The 15520-nt window shown below is 65.0% G+C and carries 20 protein-coding genes; 13 read left to right on the top strand and 7 right to left on the bottom strand.

What is annotated here, in order from left to right; translation table 11 throughout:
* Positions 1-71 precede the first annotated feature (71 nt).
* Together G7Y85_RS08995 and G7Y85_RS08990 are read right to left on the bottom strand one after the other, a co-directional pair.
* Entirely contained in the window at positions 72-1583 is a 1512-nt protein-coding gene (locus tag G7Y85_RS08995; RefSeq protein WP_166255192.1) for a class I adenylate-forming enzyme family protein, read from the bottom strand.
* Positions 1584-1781: 198 nt separating this feature from the next.
* Positions 1782-2090: a hypothetical protein gene (locus G7Y85_RS08990; RefSeq protein WP_166255189.1), complete on the bottom strand. Its 309-nt coding sequence runs from the start codon at positions 2088-2090 to the stop codon at positions 1782-1784.
* Positions 2091-2304: 214 nt separating this feature from the next.
* Here G7Y85_RS08990 and G7Y85_RS08985 point away from each other — a divergent pair, with 214 nt between their 5' ends.
* The 11 genes from G7Y85_RS08985 to G7Y85_RS08935 all read left to right on the top strand — a co-directional run bounded on the left by G7Y85_RS08985 (position 2305) and on the right by G7Y85_RS08935 (position 9636).
* Entirely contained in the window at positions 2305-4347 is a 2043-nt protein-coding gene (locus G7Y85_RS08985; RefSeq protein ID WP_166255186.1) for a M13 family metallopeptidase, read from the top strand.
* A 189-nt stretch (positions 4348-4536) separates the two neighbouring features.
* A complete protein-coding gene (locus G7Y85_RS08980; RefSeq protein WP_166255183.1) occupies positions 4537-4917 on the top strand; it encodes a lysozyme inhibitor LprI family protein in 381 nt (126 codons plus the stop codon).
* Between the two features lie 79 nt (positions 4918-4996).
* The gene (locus G7Y85_RS08975) at positions 4997-5374 is read left to right on the top strand and encodes a hypothetical protein (protein WP_166255180.1); all 378 of its coding nucleotides are present in this window, start codon (positions 4997-4999) and stop codon (positions 5372-5374) included.
* 197 nt (positions 5375-5571) lie between these two features.
* Positions 5572-6099 (top strand): REP-associated tyrosine transposase, encoded by a 528-nt coding sequence (locus G7Y85_RS08970; protein ID WP_166255175.1) that lies wholly within the window; start codon positions 5572-5574, stop codon positions 6097-6099.
* 108 nt (positions 6100-6207) lie between these two features.
* Entirely contained in the window at positions 6208-6633 is a 426-nt protein-coding gene (locus G7Y85_RS08965; protein ID WP_166255963.1) for a helix-turn-helix domain-containing protein, read from the top strand.
* Positions 6630-7061, top strand: coding sequence for a VOC family protein (locus G7Y85_RS08960; RefSeq protein WP_166255170.1), 432 nt, complete (start codon positions 6630-6632; stop codon positions 7059-7061). Before G7Y85_RS08965 ends, G7Y85_RS08960 begins: the two co-directional genes overlap by 4 nt.
* Complete coding sequence (locus G7Y85_RS08955) at positions 7058-7279, top strand: hypothetical protein (RefSeq protein ID WP_166255167.1); 222 nt, start codon at positions 7058-7060, stop codon at positions 7277-7279. Before G7Y85_RS08960 ends, G7Y85_RS08955 begins: the two co-directional genes overlap by 4 nt.
* A 96-nt stretch (positions 7280-7375) precedes the next feature.
* Positions 7376-7780, top strand: a complete 405-nt coding sequence (locus G7Y85_RS08950) for a DUF1801 domain-containing protein (protein WP_166255164.1) — start codon at positions 7376-7378, stop codon at positions 7778-7780.
* A gap of 118 nt (positions 7781-7898) precedes the next feature.
* The gene (locus tag G7Y85_RS08945; RefSeq protein WP_166255161.1) at positions 7899-8168 is read left to right on the top strand and encodes a hypothetical protein; all 270 of its coding nucleotides are present in this window, start codon (positions 7899-7901) and stop codon (positions 8166-8168) included.
* Between the two features lie 254 nt (positions 8169-8422).
* Positions 8423-8833 carry a low affinity iron permease family protein gene (locus G7Y85_RS08940; RefSeq protein ID WP_166255158.1) on the top strand — a complete coding sequence of 137 codons (411 nt, stop codon included), beginning with the start codon at positions 8423-8425 and terminating at the stop codon, positions 8831-8833.
* Positions 8834-8940: 107 nt separating this feature from the next.
* The gene (locus tag G7Y85_RS08935; RefSeq protein WP_166255155.1) at positions 8941-9636 is read left to right on the top strand and encodes a carboxymuconolactone decarboxylase family protein; all 696 of its coding nucleotides are present in this window, start codon (positions 8941-8943) and stop codon (positions 9634-9636) included.
* 81 nt (positions 9637-9717) lie between these two features.
* On the opposite strand, the gene G7Y85_RS08930 is transcribed toward G7Y85_RS08935, so the two are convergent.
* The 3 genes from G7Y85_RS08930 to G7Y85_RS08920 form a co-directional block, all read right to left on the bottom strand.
* Entirely contained in the window at positions 9718-10767 is a 1050-nt protein-coding gene (locus G7Y85_RS08930; RefSeq protein WP_166255152.1) for an alpha/beta hydrolase, read from the bottom strand.
* An 8-nt stretch (positions 10768-10775) separates the two neighbouring features.
* Positions 10776-11951, bottom strand: coding sequence for a thiolase C-terminal domain-containing protein (locus G7Y85_RS08925; RefSeq protein ID WP_166255149.1), 1176 nt, complete (start codon positions 11949-11951; stop codon positions 10776-10778).
* A gap of 136 nt (positions 11952-12087) precedes the next feature.
* The gene (locus tag G7Y85_RS08920) at positions 12088-12525 is read right to left on the bottom strand and encodes a Zn-ribbon domain-containing OB-fold protein (RefSeq protein ID WP_166255146.1); all 438 of its coding nucleotides are present in this window, start codon (positions 12523-12525) and stop codon (positions 12088-12090) included.
* A gap of 312 nt (positions 12526-12837) precedes the next feature.
* On the opposite strand from G7Y85_RS08920, the gene G7Y85_RS08915 reads away from it, so the two are divergent.
* Both G7Y85_RS08915 and G7Y85_RS08910 read left to right on the top strand, forming a co-directional pair.
* Complete coding sequence (locus G7Y85_RS08915) at positions 12838-12981, top strand: hypothetical protein (protein ID WP_166255143.1); 144 nt, start codon at positions 12838-12840, stop codon at positions 12979-12981.
* Positions 12982-13037: 56 nt separating this feature from the next.
* Complete coding sequence (locus G7Y85_RS08910; RefSeq protein WP_166255141.1) at positions 13038-13277, top strand: hypothetical protein; 240 nt, start codon at positions 13038-13040, stop codon at positions 13275-13277.
* A 9-nt stretch (positions 13278-13286) separates the two neighbouring features.
* Here the strand turns inward: G7Y85_RS08910 and G7Y85_RS08905 are convergent, their stop codons facing one another.
* Together G7Y85_RS08905 and G7Y85_RS08900 are read right to left on the bottom strand one after the other, a co-directional pair.
* Positions 13287-14771 (bottom strand): ShlB/FhaC/HecB family protein, encoded by a 1485-nt coding sequence (locus tag G7Y85_RS08905; RefSeq protein ID WP_166255138.1) that lies wholly within the window; start codon positions 14769-14771, stop codon positions 13287-13289.
* 165 nt (positions 14772-14936) lie between these two features.
* On the bottom strand, positions 14937-15437 hold the full coding sequence (locus tag G7Y85_RS08900) for a hypothetical protein (protein ID WP_166255135.1): 501 nt from the start codon (positions 15435-15437) through the stop codon (positions 14937-14939).
* Positions 15438-15520: the final 83 nt, after the last annotated feature.

Here is a 15520-nt window from a genome sequence, read left to right as displayed (position 1 = left end):
CCGGGCACGGAATTGATCGCTGCAAGGATAGTCGCTCCGCGCGGCGCCGACGCGCGGGCCGGAGGCCGCGATCAGCTCGCGGCGCCGGCCAGCGCCGCCAGTTCCTGACGGATCACGCGGCGCAGCACCTTGCCGGTTTCGTTGTACGGCAGGGCATCCTTGAAGACGATGCGCTGCGGCACGCGCGACGAACGCAGCGCGGTCCGCACCAGATCCTGCAGCTCCGTCTCGCTGGCGCTGCCACCCGGATGCAGCACGATCGCCGCCGCCACGGCTTCGCCCCACTGCTCGTCGGGAATCGCCACGCAGGCAACATCGGCGACGGCCGCATGCGACAGCAGCACATCCTCGATCTCGCCGGGCGAGATGTTCTCGCCGCCGCGCACGATGACATCGTCGGCGCGACCGTCGAGGAACAGATAACCCTCGGCGTCGAGATAGCCGCGGTCCTTGGTCGGAAACCAGCCGTCGGCATCGAGCTGGCTGCCGAGCGACAGATATTCTCCGGACACCTGTGGCCCGCGCACGAACACCAGGCCGGCCTCCTCGGGGCCGAGCAGCTTGCCGTCGTCGTCGCGGATCTGCAGTTCGACCGCGGCCGGCTTGCCGACCGACGCGAGCCGGCGCTGCACCAGCGGATCGCTGCTGGCCGCAGCGGCACGATGGTCATCCGGGCCGAGCACGGCAATCGTCGAGCTGGTTTCGGTCAGGCCGTAGGCATTGGTGAAATCGACACCCGGAAACAGCTCCATTGCCTTGGCGATCGTGCTCAGCGGCATCTTGCCGCCGCCGTAGGCCAGCGCGCGCAAGGCCGGCAGCTCCGGCGCCTCGCCGCTGGCCTGCAGATGATCGACGATGCGGCTGAGCATGGTCGGCACGAGGAAGGCATTGCTGACCTGCTCGCTGCGCATTGCCGCCAGCCACGCACCCGGCTCGAAATTGGCGAGCAGCACCATGCGCCGACAGGCATACGTGGAACTGAGCACTGCCGAGATGCCGGCGATGTGATACGGCGGCACGGTGACGACGATCGCGTCGCTTTCGTCGGCGGAGCCGAACTCGACGGTGCCGACGATGTATGACATCAGGTTCTCGTGCCGCAGGATCGCCGCCTTCGGCTTGCCGGTCGTGCCGCTGGTGAACAGCTGCACGGCGATGTCGCGCGGATCCTCCGACGGCTGCGGCGTGTCGCCGTCGGCGTCCGGCAGGCTCAGGAATTCATCGCGCATGATCAGCTGCAGATCGTCGCGCGGCGTCAGCAGCTTGCCGTACTCCGGCGTCGTGATCAGCAGCGCCGGCGTGATGCGCTCGGCCAGCTCATTGAGTTCCGGCGCGGTCAGGCGATAGTTGAGCGGCACATAGGGCACGGCGGCATAGGCGGCGGCGTAGATCGCCACCGGCGCCGCCGGGCTCGCGGTATCGAGCAGCGCGACATACGCCGCCCCCGAGGCCTTGATGCGCGCCGCGGCACGCAAGGCGCATGCGCGCAGCTCGGCATAGGTGTAGCGCTGATCGCCGCAGACCACGGCCACGCGGTCGCCGAAAGCTTCGGCGGCCATGTCGAGAATCATGGAAATATTCATGGTGCTTCGTGCTCAGGCCGGAATCAGGCGCGACGTGCGGCGCGGATCGACGTTAACGCGCTCTCCGCGCGCCGGGGAGAGGCGGGTGCTGCGGCGGGCGGCCGGATCAAGCCGCATTGCGTTTCGGATCAATCGCCCGGCACCGCGACCTGCTCTCGTGCAGAAGGAGAGCGGACATTCGACGAAGGGCGCTTGCGCTCAGTCGGACGACGGCAACTGCTTGGCCTGCTTCACTTCCAGCGCGGCGGCGCCGAGGCTCAGCGAGCCCTTGCCGCCCTTGGTGCACAACAGTTCCAGCGACTCGTCCTCGTTGACGTAGCGCTTGCCGATCAGCGTGCCGCCGGCCAGCGCCGCATCGGGTTCGCCACTGCCGGTCGCGGTCGGCGCGATCATCTCGGCGCCGCCGCAGCGCAGATCGTGTTCGCCGGCCGGCGCCTTCACGACCATCACCTGCGTATCGCATACCGCGCTCTTGTAGCGCGCGCCGGGCTTGAGTGCCGTCGCCATCCTGCCGTTCTCCATCCATTCGTGAGTGCGCAAACTGTAAGCCAGACCCGGCCCGGAGACCCCGTCCACTTGCAGGAGGTGAGTCTGACTCAAGTGCGGGGCCGACGGCCAGCGCAGCCCGTCACGGAAAGGCCTCGTCGACGGGATTTGCCGGATTGCCGGCACCGGCTGCGGCGTATACCGTCAGCCGGTCCCAGCCGATCGGAAATGACCTATGCGAATCCGCGTTGCCGTACTCGCTGCGCTCAGCGCGTTCTGCCTCGAGCCGGCGCTTGCCGATCAGCCGCTGCAGTCGCTGCCGTACACGCCGAGCCTGGACCTCAAGTCCATGGACACCGGCGCGAGCGCCTGCGAGGATTTCTACCAGTACGCCTGCGGCGGCTGGCAGCAGCACAACCCGATTCCCGCCGATCAGGCGAGCTGGAGCGTCTACGGCAAGCTCTACGACGACAACCAGCGCTATCTCTGGGGCATTCTCGACGGCCTGAGCCGCAAGACGGCGAATGCCAGCGCCGACCAGCGCAAGCTCGGCGACTACTTCGCCGCGTGCATGGATGAAGCCGCCGTCGAAAAGGCCGGCGCCCGACCATTGCAGAGCGATCTCGCCGCGATCGCCGCGCTCAAGTCGAAAGCCGACCTGCCAACGCTGCTCGCGCAACTGCAGGCCGGCACGGCCGACGACGGTTTCGCGTTCAGCTTCGGCTCCGCACAGGACCTTGCCGATGCCACGCGCGTGATCGCCGAAGCCGATCGCGGCGGCCTCGGCCTGCCGGATCGCGACTACTACTTCCGCAAGGACGACAAATCGCAGACCCTGCGCCGGCAGTATCAAGCGCACGTGCAGGCGATGTTCGGTCTGCTCGGCGATCCGGCAAAAGCCGCCACCGCCGAAGCCGCCACCGTGATGAAGATGGAAACCACGCTGGCCGGCGCGCAGCTGACGCGCGTCGAACGACGCGATCCTTACCAGCTCGACCACAAGCTCGATGCCAAGGGCCTGCAGAAGCTGACGCCGCACTTCGACTGGAGCGCGTATCTGCAGGCGCGCGGTCTTTCCGGCACCGATGTGTTCAATGTCGAGGAGCCCAGGTATTACGCCGCGCTCGACGCCGCGCTTGTCCACTACAGCCTCGCCGACTGGCAGACCTATCTGCGCTGGCATCTCGCACACGCACAGGCGCCGCTGCTGTCGTCCGCATTCGTCGCCGCGAACTTCGACTTCTACGGCAAGACCCTGCACGGCGTGCCGCAGCTGAAGCCGCGCTGGAAGCGTTGCGTGGCGCTGACCGACGAGCAACTCGGCGAAGCGCTCGGTCGCGAATTCGTCGATCGCAGCTTCAGCCCGCAGCTCAAGACCGACACGCAGCGCATGACCGACCGCATCGAACAGGCGATGCGCGACGAACTCGCGACGCTGCCATGGATGAGCGAGGCCACCAGAAAGCGCGCGCTCGAAAAACTCGCCGGCATCGTCAACAAGATCGGCTATCCGGATCGCTGGCGCGACTACGGTGCGCTGCAGATCAGGCGTGATGATTTCGCCGGCAACGTCGAACGCGGCAACCTGTTCGAGAGCCGGCGCCAGCTCGCCAAGATCGGCAAGCCGGTCGATCGCGGCGAATGGGGCATGACACCGCCGACGGTCAACGCCTACTACGACCCGCAGATGAACGACATCAACTTCCCGGCCGGCGTGCTGCAGCCGCCGCTCTACGACCCGAAGATGGATGCGGCGCCGAACTACGGCAACACCGGCGGCACCGTCGGCCACGAACTGACGCACGCCTTCGACGACGAAGGTCGGCAGTTCGACGCGCAGGGCAATCTTGAGGACTGGTGGACGCCGGCCGATGCCAAGGCCTTCGAGAAACAGGCCAGCTGCGTCGTCGACCAGTACGCGCAATACACCGTCGTCGATGACATCAGGATCAACAGCAAGCTGACCGAAGGCGAGGACCTCGCCGACCTCGGCGGCCTCGTGCTCGCGTGGATCGCCTGGCAGGCCGAAACCGCCAACCAGCGCCTGGCGCCGGTCGACGGCCTGACACCGGCGCAGCGCTTCTTCGTCGGTTACGCCCAGTGGGCCTGCGAAAACGACCGCCCGGAAAGCCTGCGCGCCAACGCCCTCACCAACCCGCACTCACCCGCGAAATATCGCGTCAACGGGCTGGTCGTGAACATGCCGGAATTCCAGGCCGCGTTCGGCTGCAAGGCGGGACAGGCGATGGTGAAGGAACAGCGGTGCAAGGTTTGGTAGCCTGCAATGCGCCGAGAAACGTCGAGAAGCCTGATGCCACCCATTCCGCAGTTATGTCCGTCTAATTCGCCGGCTCGAAATTAAATGCAACCGACTCATAGGCTTGCAGGTCCAGCCGTCGCGTTATACGGAAATGATCCCGGATTAGGCGGAAAGCCTAGTCCGTCTAATTGGCGTTGGACAACCTCGATGAATAGGGTCTCTCGGTTCGTACTTTTGGTTGTAGGCGTCTTTACAGCGGGCGCAGCATACGCAGACCTTGACTGCGGCAACGAGACAACACAGCAAGGAATGAACATCTGCGCAGCCAATGCTGCTCGGGCGGCTGATGCGGCGTTGGCATCTGAGTACCAATCGGACTTAAAAGACATTCAAGCTGATCGTCGTGCGTTGCTTACGGCTACGCAAGAAGCTTGGTCGTCATACCGCGATGCTCAATGCTCTCTAGAAGCCAGCCAGTTTGATGGCGGCACCATGCAACCTTTTGCACTTTCTGCGTGTCGTGAACGCCTCGCCACCGAGCGCACTCGCTCGTTGAAGGAGTTCTGGCACGAGGCGATAGATAAGTGAGAAAGTTGTCCAACAATTGCTTCCAGTGCGATGTCCTCGCCTTCGGCGAGGCCGCGGCTGAAGCACGGCGTTGGACCTCATGAAAGGCATGGCAGTCGCTGCTCTCGCGAGTCTGGCATTTACGGCGATCGCTGCCGATCCGGTCAAAGTCACAGGCATGTACAGCAACATGCACTTTGCCACTGAGGACGTCATCGGAGTCGAGGTCTTCATTGTTTACAGCCGAAACGAGTATCAGGCAGTCGTTCAATGCTCCGAGGGTGCAGTCGGCGTCCCTCAAGTCGTGCCGTTGTCGGTCTCTGGCTCGTCCGTCAGCTTCACGGTAACGTCGGAGCTCTCCGGCTGTCCCACGTCATCATTCACTGGTGTTGTTACTAAGTCAGGCTTGCAGGGCTCCTTCGCGGGCACGGAGAATTATCCTGGCTTGTTAAAGCGCGGCAGGAGCTACTGGCAATGAGGTCCAACAAGTGCTTCCACGCGACGTCCACGCCTCCGCTTCGCTACGGCGTGGCCGCGCGTGAAGCAGCCCGAGTAGGGCGGGAGATATCCCGCCTGCCGCGCTTGGAGGACGTGGCGCTACTTCGCCGACGCGGAAGGCGGAATGCTCCCGCGCTATGCTTGACGTTTTTTGTGGATTTGGGAGGGTCACGATATATGCCTCGCTACGTTCGTGCCTTCATTCCCGGCGGAACCTTCTTTTTCACGGTCACGCTCCTTGAGCGTCGACGGAATCTGTTGACCGAGCATGTCGATCTGTTGCGACGATGCTTCGTCGATGTGCGGCGCGCAAAGCCGTTCGAAATCGATGCCATCGTTGTACTTCCCGACCATCTGCATTGCATCTGGACGCTGCCACCGGGTGATGCCGACTTCTCGTCGCGATGGCGTGCGATCAAGGCGTCTTTCTCCAGTCGCATCGAATCGGGAGAACCGCTTTCAGCGAGAAGACAGAAGAAGGGAGAGCGCGGAATATGGCAACGGCGGTTCTGGGAGCACGCAATACGCGACGAGGCTGACTTTGATAGGCACGTCGACTACATTCATTTCAATCCCGTGAAGCATGGCTATGTCGCAAATGTGGTCGACTGGCCGCATTCAAGTTTTCATCGCCATGTTCGGCGTGGTGTCTGTTCGCCTGATTGGGGTGACGCAACGAGCATCGAGAACATGGATTTGGACTGATCTCGACAGGCGGGATGCTCCCGCCCTACAGATGCGGCTGAAGTGACTCACGGCAACACTACCCAAGACCCCGACCTCCTGCGCCGCCTGCTGCGCGCGAAGGACCGGATGGACGCAGCCTCGCACGAGGACTGGCCGGTGTCGCGGCTGGCGCGCGTCAGTCATGTGTCCGCTGCCCACTTCGCGAGATCGTTCAAGGACGCGTTCGGCGTTCCGCCGCATCGTTATCTGCTGACGCGGCGCATCGAGCGGGCGGTAGCGCTGCTGCGCGACACCGAGCTTTCGGTGACCGAGATCGCGTTCGCGACCGGCTGGCGCAGTATCGGCACCTTCGGCCGCATCTTTCGCGACATCAATGGCGAGAGCCCCGGCGCGTGCCGGACGCGCGCGCGGTCGGCGGCGCAGGCGCTGGGCAGCGTGCCGGCGTGTGTCCTGAGCGCCGCACACCGACCCGATCTCAAGACCGCAGTTTTGGAGAAGCGGCGCCGCATGGGCAGCGGTACAAAGGCGGCCCAAACCAAGGAGAGCCCATGAGCCAGGGTGTCGATGTCAGTGGTCTGTATGTGCGCGATCAGGATGAAGCGCTCGCGTTCTATGTGGAGAAGATCGGATTCCGCGTGCATACCGATGTGCGCAACGGCGGCTTTCGCTGGCTGACGGTGCAGCACCCGGAACAGCCGTCGTTCCAGCTCGGCCTGTTCGTGCCGGGGCCGCCGATGATCGACGAAGCAACGGCGCAGACACTGCGCGCGATCGTCGCCAAGGGCGCGATGCCACCTTTGGTGCTGGTGGTCGATGACTGCCGCGCCAGTTACGAACGCATGCGCACGCTCGGCGTGGAGTTCACGCAGGAACCTGTGGACCGCTACGGCAGCGTCGATGCCGGTTTTCGCGATCCGTCCGGCAATGGCTGGAAGATGATCCAGGCGCGCCGCGCCGGCGCGGCCGGCAAGTCGCAATGAGCGCGCCCGACGGCTGGATTCGACCGCTGCACCGCTGGCTGTCGATCGCGTTCACCTTGACGGTCATCGTCAATTTCGCCGCGCGGGTGCACGGTGAACCGGCGGCGTGGATCACCTATTCGCCGCTGCTGCCGCTGGCCGTGCTGCTGCTCACCGGCCTCTATCTGTTCGTGTTGCCGTATCGGGCACGGCCGCTCGGTGACGCGCGCCGTACCTGAGCCGCGACCATGTCGGCGCGCATCCCGGACACAGCGTGCACGAATGACGCGACGGATCGACACTGGTGTCCGACTGCGAATGTTTCAGGAGCGGAAATGAAGAAGACCGATGCGCCGTCAAGCACGGCAGCCACCCCCGACTGGCGTGCCGCGAGCCTGGATGACGTACGCCAGCTGATCAAGGCGGCAGCGCCGGACGCTGTCGAAACGCGCAAGTGGGCCAAGGCCGGCAATCCGTCCGGCGTACCGGTCTGGGAGCAGGACGGCATCATCTGCACCGGCGAGACCTACAAGACGGCCGTGAAACTGACGTTCGCCAAAGGTGCGTCGCTGCCGGACCCGGCCGGGCTGTTCAATTCCAGCCTCGACGGCAATGTGCGGCGCGCGATCGATATTCACGAAGGCGAACGGATCGATGCAAGCGCCTTCAAGGCACTCGTCCGTGCTGCGGTCGCGCTCAACGCTTCGGCCCGGAAGACAAGGCCGAAACTCGCGACGTAACGCCGCGCCGTGAACCTCGCGTGACGCCGCGCGCCGGATCGGTACGGCGCGCCTTCAGCAAGCCTCGGGACAATACGCATCGGCCAAGGCTGGCCGGGCGAATCACGAGGAGAGTTTCATGAAACGCAATATCGGTTCAGGCGCCGGTTTTCTGATGATGGCAACACTGGCGGCGGCATGGGCACCGGCCCACGCGGCGGACGCAAACCCGGCAGATGTGGCGCAGGCGGACAAGTTCCTGGCCCAGCTGCCGGCGTCCTGCGGGGCGAGCAGCAAGACGGTGGCCGACGATGGCACCGTCAACATCCGCATCAAGTGCGACGGCAACGGCAAGAAGATGGACGGCTTCGTCGCGATCAAGGACGGCATCGTCACCAAGATCGAGTAGCGCCGTACGGGCGGCGGCCGCGCGTATGCGGCTGCCGTCTCGCGTGCATATCGTGGCGAAGCGCGCACGGGCGCCGTCATGTGGCGACGCCTGCAGCTCGCATGGCGTCCACGGATTGCGCCGCCGACCTCGCGCCGTTTCGGCGTCGCGCGATTCGGACCGGCCAAGCTCGGGCTCGCAGCGGCGCCAGCCCCGGTTCGCCATGACCTCGGCGTTTCTCTACAGTCAGGCCATCCGCCCGAGGGGAAACGACGATGCGAAACACTGCGTGGTATTCACGATTTGCGAAGTCCGCGGCGCATTTCTGCGGTCGGCCGCGGGTGTTCACGCTGGCCGTCGCCGTGATCGTTGCATGGATCGTCACCGGGCCGATGTTCGGCTTCAGCGACACCTGGCAGCTGGTGATCAATACCGGCACGACCATCGTCACGTTCCTGATGGTCTTCCTGATCCAGAACACGCAGAACCGCGATACCGCGGCGATCCAGATCAAGCTCGACGAGTTGATTCGCGCGACGCGCGGCGCCCATAACGCCTTGCTCGATCTCGAAGATCTGGAAGAGGAAACGCTGGATGCGTTTCGCGCCAGATACGAAGCGCTGGCCGCCGCCGCCCGCGCCGAGCTGACCAAGGGCGACTTCGATACCGGGACGCCAGAGCCCTGAACAAAGCGTGGCCTGCATCGCAGGATGGCCGGATGTCGATACCGCGGTGACGCTGCCCGCCCCTACACTGCTCGGCGTCCACATCTCTCAGCGTCATCGACCCGCCCATGGCCGACACCCGTTCCGACATTCCGCCCGCCGCTCACGCCGGGTCCGCGTGGCGCGATGAGGCCCCGCGCCTGGCACCGCTCAGCGTGGCCGAGCTGACGCCGGAGCTGATGACCATCGTCGAGCGCATGATCCAGGTCAACGAGGCGCTGCAATCGCGCGAGAAGTCGATGCTGACCGACGTCGTCTCCGGCCGGTTGTCCGACGACGAGAAAACGCAGCGTCTCGCCAATCTGCCGGAGATCGTGCGCACGATGCTGCGCCACCCGGAGCTGTTCGCGCGGCAGACCGAGCTCGGCATTCAGCTGCTGGGTCGCGGCGTGCTGGCGCCACGCGATCGCGAACTGGCGATCCTGCGCATCGTCTGGCTGTGCCGGGCGCCGTACGGCTGGGGCGAGCACGTGCATGTCGCCAAAAGCATCGGCATCGCCAGCATCGAGATCGAGCGCATCACGCAGGGCTCGCAGGCGCCCGGCTGGAGACGCCACGACGGCGCGATCCTCAAGGCCGCCGAGGAACTGCATGCGGCGGCGATGATTTCCGATACCACCTGGGCGATCCTCGCCGAGCGACTGGACGATCGGCAATTGATCGAACTGCCAATCGTGATCGGCCAGTATCAGACCGTGGCGTACTACCAGAACTCGTTGCGGCTGCGCCTGCACGACGGCAATGCGGGGCTCACCGCGCGTTGAGCGCGAGCGTTGCGCGCCAGGCGAGTATCGGCATGGCGAAGCCCGCGAGGCGCAACGCAATCCGATTAGGCAGGAGGGGTTTCAGGCCTCGACCGGCTCGCTGAGCACCGCGGCTTGCAGCCATGACGCCACGCGCCGGAACAGCTGTGCGCGCGTTGCGAACAGGAAGTGACTATGGCCGGTTTCCGGCAGCACCAGCAGTGTCACGTCCGATGATCCGGTGAACGCCAACGGCAGCTGATGCACGGGGCCGACCATGTCGCGGCCGCCGACACCGAGAAAGACCGGGACGTCGATGAGCGCCGCTTCCGGTGCGACATTGCCCGGCACCATCGACAGGGTCGCAGGCACCGGCAACATGCAGTCGGTCGCCGCCTTCAGCGCGGCGACGCCCTTCGGATCGGCCTTCTTGCTGCCGAACAGTTCGCTGTTGCCGGCACGCGCGGTGTGGATCACCGGGAACGGCTGACCGCCATACATCTTCTTCGCGACGTCGATCAGCAAGGGGCGCGCCGCCAGCGGATCATCGATGCCCTTCAACTGCGGCGGCAGGTATTCCGGCAGACCGCGCGTGGAGAAGCCGAGCAGTAAGACGGCGGCATGCGGCGCATGCGCGGCCTGCTGAAGGATCGTCATCATGCTGCCCATCGAATGGCCGACGCCGACGCTGCGCAGGTCCGGCAGCGCCGCGAGCTGCGGGTACGCGCGGCCTTCGCGCAGCTTCGTCATCAGGGCGTCGTGGACGTTGCGGTTGATCGCGCTCAGCGTGTCCGGCGTGCACAGCCAGCCGTCGCTCGGCTTGCTGCTGTCGCCGAGGCCGAGATAGTCCACCGAGGCGACGACGAAGCCCTGCGCGGCCATCGTCCGCGCGAAGCTGAAACTGGTGTCGAGCCCGGCGTCGCCTTCAGCCGTCGGAATCGAATCGCCACCGCCAGCGTCAGCTGGTGGGGTCAAATCATAGTAGCGGCGATTCATGTTGCCGCCGGGCAGACACCACAGCAGCGCACGCGGCACGATACCGGCCGGCGGCACGAACAGATCGACGGCGATCTGCAGCGCGCCTTCGCCAGGCAGTTGCAGACCGCAATCGAACTTCAGCGTCAGCGGCGACCCCACGCCGGCCATTGCCACGTACGGGCTCAGGCCTTCGCGAGCACGGCGCCGGCCATGCCGGACGACACCAGCACGTGCTCGACGGTCTTCTTCGTGACCTGGTTGCACGAGGTGCCGCGAATCTGCCGCACGCCCTCGATCATGCTGTTCATGCCATGGATGTAGGCCTCGCCGGTCAGACCGCCATTGGTGTTGGTCGGCAGCGCGCCGTCGAGCGCCATGCCGCCGCCCTTGACGAAGTCCTTGCCCTCGCCCGGCTTGCAGAAGCCGAAGGCTTCGAGCTGCAGCAGGACATGCGGCGTGAAGGCGTCGTAGATCGCCGCCATCTGCATGTCGGACGGCTTGAGGCCGGTCATCGCCCACAGGCGCTTGGCGACACCCTGGGCTTCCGGCATCACCGTCAGGTCTTCGTGGTAATAGTTGGAAATCACTTCGACGTTGTACGGAATCGACTGCGTCGCCCCGACGATCTGCACCGGCGGCTGCTTGAGGTCGCGCGCCCGTTCGAGGCTGGTGACGAGAATCGCGACGCCGCCGTCGGACTCCTGGCAGCAGTCGAGCAGGCGCAGCCACGGCTCCTGGATCCACTTCGAATTCTGGTGATCCTCGAGCGTGATCGGCTTGCCGTAGAACCACGCGTTCGGATTGTTCGCGGCATACGCGCGCTGCTGCACGGAGATGTAGCCGAGATCGCGATTGGTGACGCCGTACTTGTGCATGTAGCGCGCAGCCTGCAGCGCGCCCCAGCTGGCCGGCGTCATCGCGCCGTACGGCACGCACCACAGCAGCGAACCGGTGCCGTTGCCGGACTGATACGACATCTGCTGTTGTTGCGGATTCTGGCCGAAGCGGTACTGACTGCGCTCGTTCATCGCGCGCCAGATCAGCACGTTGTGGCAGAGGCCGGCGTTGACCATCGCCATTGCCTGATATATGGTCGCCGCCGCCGCCGCGCCGCCGCCGGGAATGCGCGTCGTGTAGGCGAGATCCTTGACGCCGAGGCAGCGCGCGAGATTGACCTCGTCGCTGTTGTCGATCGTGAACGTCACCATGCCGTCGATGTCGTGCGGGCTGACGCCGGCATCCTTGCAGGCCGCCACCGCACACTCGGCGGCGAGCTGCAGTTCGCTGCGGCCGGAAGCCTTGGAGAACTCGGTCTGGCCGATGCCGGCGATCGCCGCTTCCGTGAATTTTCTGGTCATTCTAATATTCCTGATGACGCGCTTCCGCGCGTGAAGAAATCGTTGTGAGCAGAGCAGAGGTCGCTTCGAGAAGTGCAGCCGTACAAGCGTACGGCGAGCATCACAGGAGCGAGATCTGCTCGCGCAGCAGATTTATTCATGTGCGGGGCCGGAACACCGGCACTTTGTGGTTGTTCATCGTCGCTTCGAACGTGACCTCGACCGGCATGTCCTGTCGAATCTCGTCGTAGCCGCAGCCGACCACGTTCGACACCATGCGGATGCCTTCTTCGAGTTCGATCACCGCGACGATCGGCGACTCCTTGAAGCCGAATGGCGGCGGATGGCGCGGAATCGTCCAGCCGTGCACGGTGCCGCGCCCGGACAGCGGCACTTCCCTGCGATTGACGCTGAAGCACTGCGGGCACATCGGCCGCGGCGGGAACGTGAACAGACCGCAGTCGCTGCATTTCTGGCCGAGAAACTGTTCCTGGTCGGCGCCATCCCAGAAGAACTTGGCGTCGAGGGTGACGATCGGCGGAATGCGCGTCGGCTTGGGTGCGGTCGGGGCCGCCGCTTCGGTAGGTGTGCTCATCGGGTCCGCCTGATCGACGTGTGGATTCTGTTGTTGCCCGCAGCGCGTTGGCGCAAGCGTGCGTTCGACAATAGCCCGCGCGGCGCGACGATAGCCTGATACAAATGGGTGAGCCTTGCGCGACATCGTTCGACTTGCCCCGTGCAGGCGCGTATCCTCTGCCGCCTTTCCAGCCGTGCCGCGGGGCGTTTCTGCCGACGCCGATCTTCGCCAACGGCCTTCCCTCGACGACACCAGCACCTGCCGGTGCCGACGAGTCATCGATCAGCATCGCCCTGTCGCGCGACATCCCGCAGTTCGTGGAGCATCAAGATGGCCAAGCCCAACTATTCGTTCGAGAAGCGCCAGAAAGAACTGGCCAAGAAAAAGAAGAAAGAAGAGAAGGAGCAGCGCAAGGCCGCCGCCAAGGCTGCCGGCGCCGAAGCGCCTGCCGACGAGGCGCCACAGCAGGACTGAGTGGCCTTCGCCGGAACGGCGACCTGCCGTTCCCCGCTCCCATCAGGAGAAACATCATGGCCAAGGCCAACTATTTCATTCGCGTGATCCACAAGGGTCGCGAGAAGGACTACTTCGACTTCTGGCGCCGCAACTCGACGACCAATGCCGCCGGCGAGCAGCTGAATGCCGATCTGGTCGGCTTCGAAGTCACGCAGTCCGGCAATGATGCCGACGACGCGATCGCCTCGGTGCGCCGCAAGCACGCCGGGCTGCAGATCGACACGCAGAGCGTGCGCGTCGACGAAGCGGCCTGAAGCGCGGACTCAGAACGCGGCGCTCAGGCGGAACAGCAGCTTCGCGTCGCTTTCGTGGCGCAATGCCGAAGGCACGTTCCGATGTCCCGTCGGCGCGGCGATCGCCAGGCTCGCTTCGAAAAAGCGCCAGTTCGCGAGCAGTTCCGTGCCGATGTCCGTGAGCATCGCCGTGCCGCGCGTCGCCGCGTCGGACTGCTGCTCGTAGCAGCTGAGTCCGTATTCGGCAAAAACGCGCGGCGTGAGCCGCACGCCGACGAGATACCAGCCGTGATATTGCAGGTCGAGTTCGCCATAGGCGCCGGTATCGCCGACTTCGATGCCGGGAAGATAGGCGGCGATGTTGTCGATGCCGCCGAGTACCCACTGGCTTTCCAGCGGCAGCGTGTCATTGCTCAGCTGACCGGCCAACAGCAGGCCGGTGTTCCAGTCGTCGCCGAGTTCAAGATTGAGACTGATCGTCGGCCGCCACAGGAAATAGGCGAGATCGGCGCCGGTCACGGCCGTCTCGCTGCGCAGCCCCTTGCGAAACATCGTGCCGATGTCGATGTCGAGCGGGCCCGCTGAAGGGCTGGCGCTGTAGCTGTAGTGCATGCCGAGCTGCAAGCTCGGATATTCCTCGCCCAGGCTGGCATTGCTGCTGTCGAGTTCGCGGTTGACGTAATCGACTCGCGCATCGATCAACATCCGGCTGTGCAGGGTGGCGTCGATCGGCATCAGCCAGTTCAGCTCGCCGGATCGCAGACGACCATCGCGGCCCGACTGGCCGGCGTAGTCGAAGACATGGCCCTGGAGACCCCAGATGCCAGCGGCCGTGACCCGATTCCAGCTCAGGGTTTCCTCGTTGTAGTCGTCGGCGCGACCGTCGCTGATGCCGGTCAACGCGGTATGCCACAGCAGTTTGAACTGGTCGCCGTGGCGATCGCTGTGGCGCAGATCGAGATCGAGAAAGTGCCGGCCCACGAAACGGTTGCCGGGATTGCCGAACTCGGCGCGCACACTGTTGGTCGGCAGCTTGCGGCCGTCCGGCACGATCTGCAGATCGGCGCCGCCATCGACCGGTTCGAGCCAGGACTGTGCGGCAATGCCGGCGCGATCGGCGTCCACATTGGCGAGCGCGCGGCGCGGTTCCAGCTCGCGCTCGTCGAGCGGCTGCCCGACCAGCGGCGCGAAGTAGGCCCGCAGCTGCTGCGGCGCTTCGACGCTGCGTATCCGGCGCGGATAGAGCGCAAGGTAGATGTCGTCGCCGTCGACTGCGTACAGCAATTGTGTCGACAACGCGCCGTCGGCGTAGTACGCCTGCGCAAGTGCCGAAACGAGTTCGTCGAGATGATCGGCACCGGCAATCGCGCGACGGATCGCGGCAGCGTCGAGCCGACCGGCCGGTGGCAGATGCAGCCGCCAGTCGCGGAACGCAATGCTGCCACCCGAGACCGGCCGCAGGTCGCGCGCCGCCACTTCCTGCGGCGGCAGCGGCGGCGGCAGTTCAATGGCCATCGCCGAACTCCCGAGGCTGCGACGATGTGCCCGCCGCGGTCGGGCTTGCTGGAATCGCCATCACACGCTCCCTGTGTTTGCCGATTGGCGCGACGCAGATCGCCGCGACATCATCCAGATGTTGCGGCGATCGCCATGCCCGATGTGGACCGGGTGAAGTGCCGATCAATCGTTCGGGTTGTTCGCGTCCTGCCTGCGCTGCCGGTTTTCCTCGCGGACGTCCTTGGCTTCGGCACGATTGTCCTTGCGCACGTCCTGGCGCGCCTCGGCATGATCCTTCAGTTTGTCGCCGGCCTGCTGGGCGTTGTCCTTCGCCAGCTGACCACGATCCTTGGCGAAGTTGCGCGTCGCGTCTACGCGATCCGAGTTGTTGTCGGCGCCCTTGAGATTGTCGCGATAGTCCTGGCGCAGTTCCTGACGGGCATCACGATTGCCCTTCATGGTGTCGGCGGTGTCCCGGGCATTGTCCTTGGTCACTCCCTGCCGCGCATCGCGCTTGTCCTGACGGAGTTCCTGCCGCGCCCTGGCATTGTCCTGGCGTGCTTCCTGACGGTCGCTGCGCGTGCTGCTGTCGGTGCCGAGAACCCCGCTGCTGTCGGCCTGTGCAACGGAGACGCCGGTCATCAGCAGCCCCGCGGCGAGTGTGGTGAAAAACTGTTTTTTCATCATTCATCTCCTTGGTCCTGAATTCAATCGACAAGGCTTGTTGCCCTTGCGTCGATCAAAGTCTGACGTTTGCAGATGAATCC

Source organism: Solimonas terrae, from assembly GCF_011067135.1.
GTDB lineage: Bacteria > Pseudomonadota > Gammaproteobacteria > Nevskiales > Nevskiaceae > Solimonas > Solimonas terrae.
Note: the sequence above shows the minus strand (reverse complement) of the source record. Positions and strands in the feature narration are given on the sequence as shown.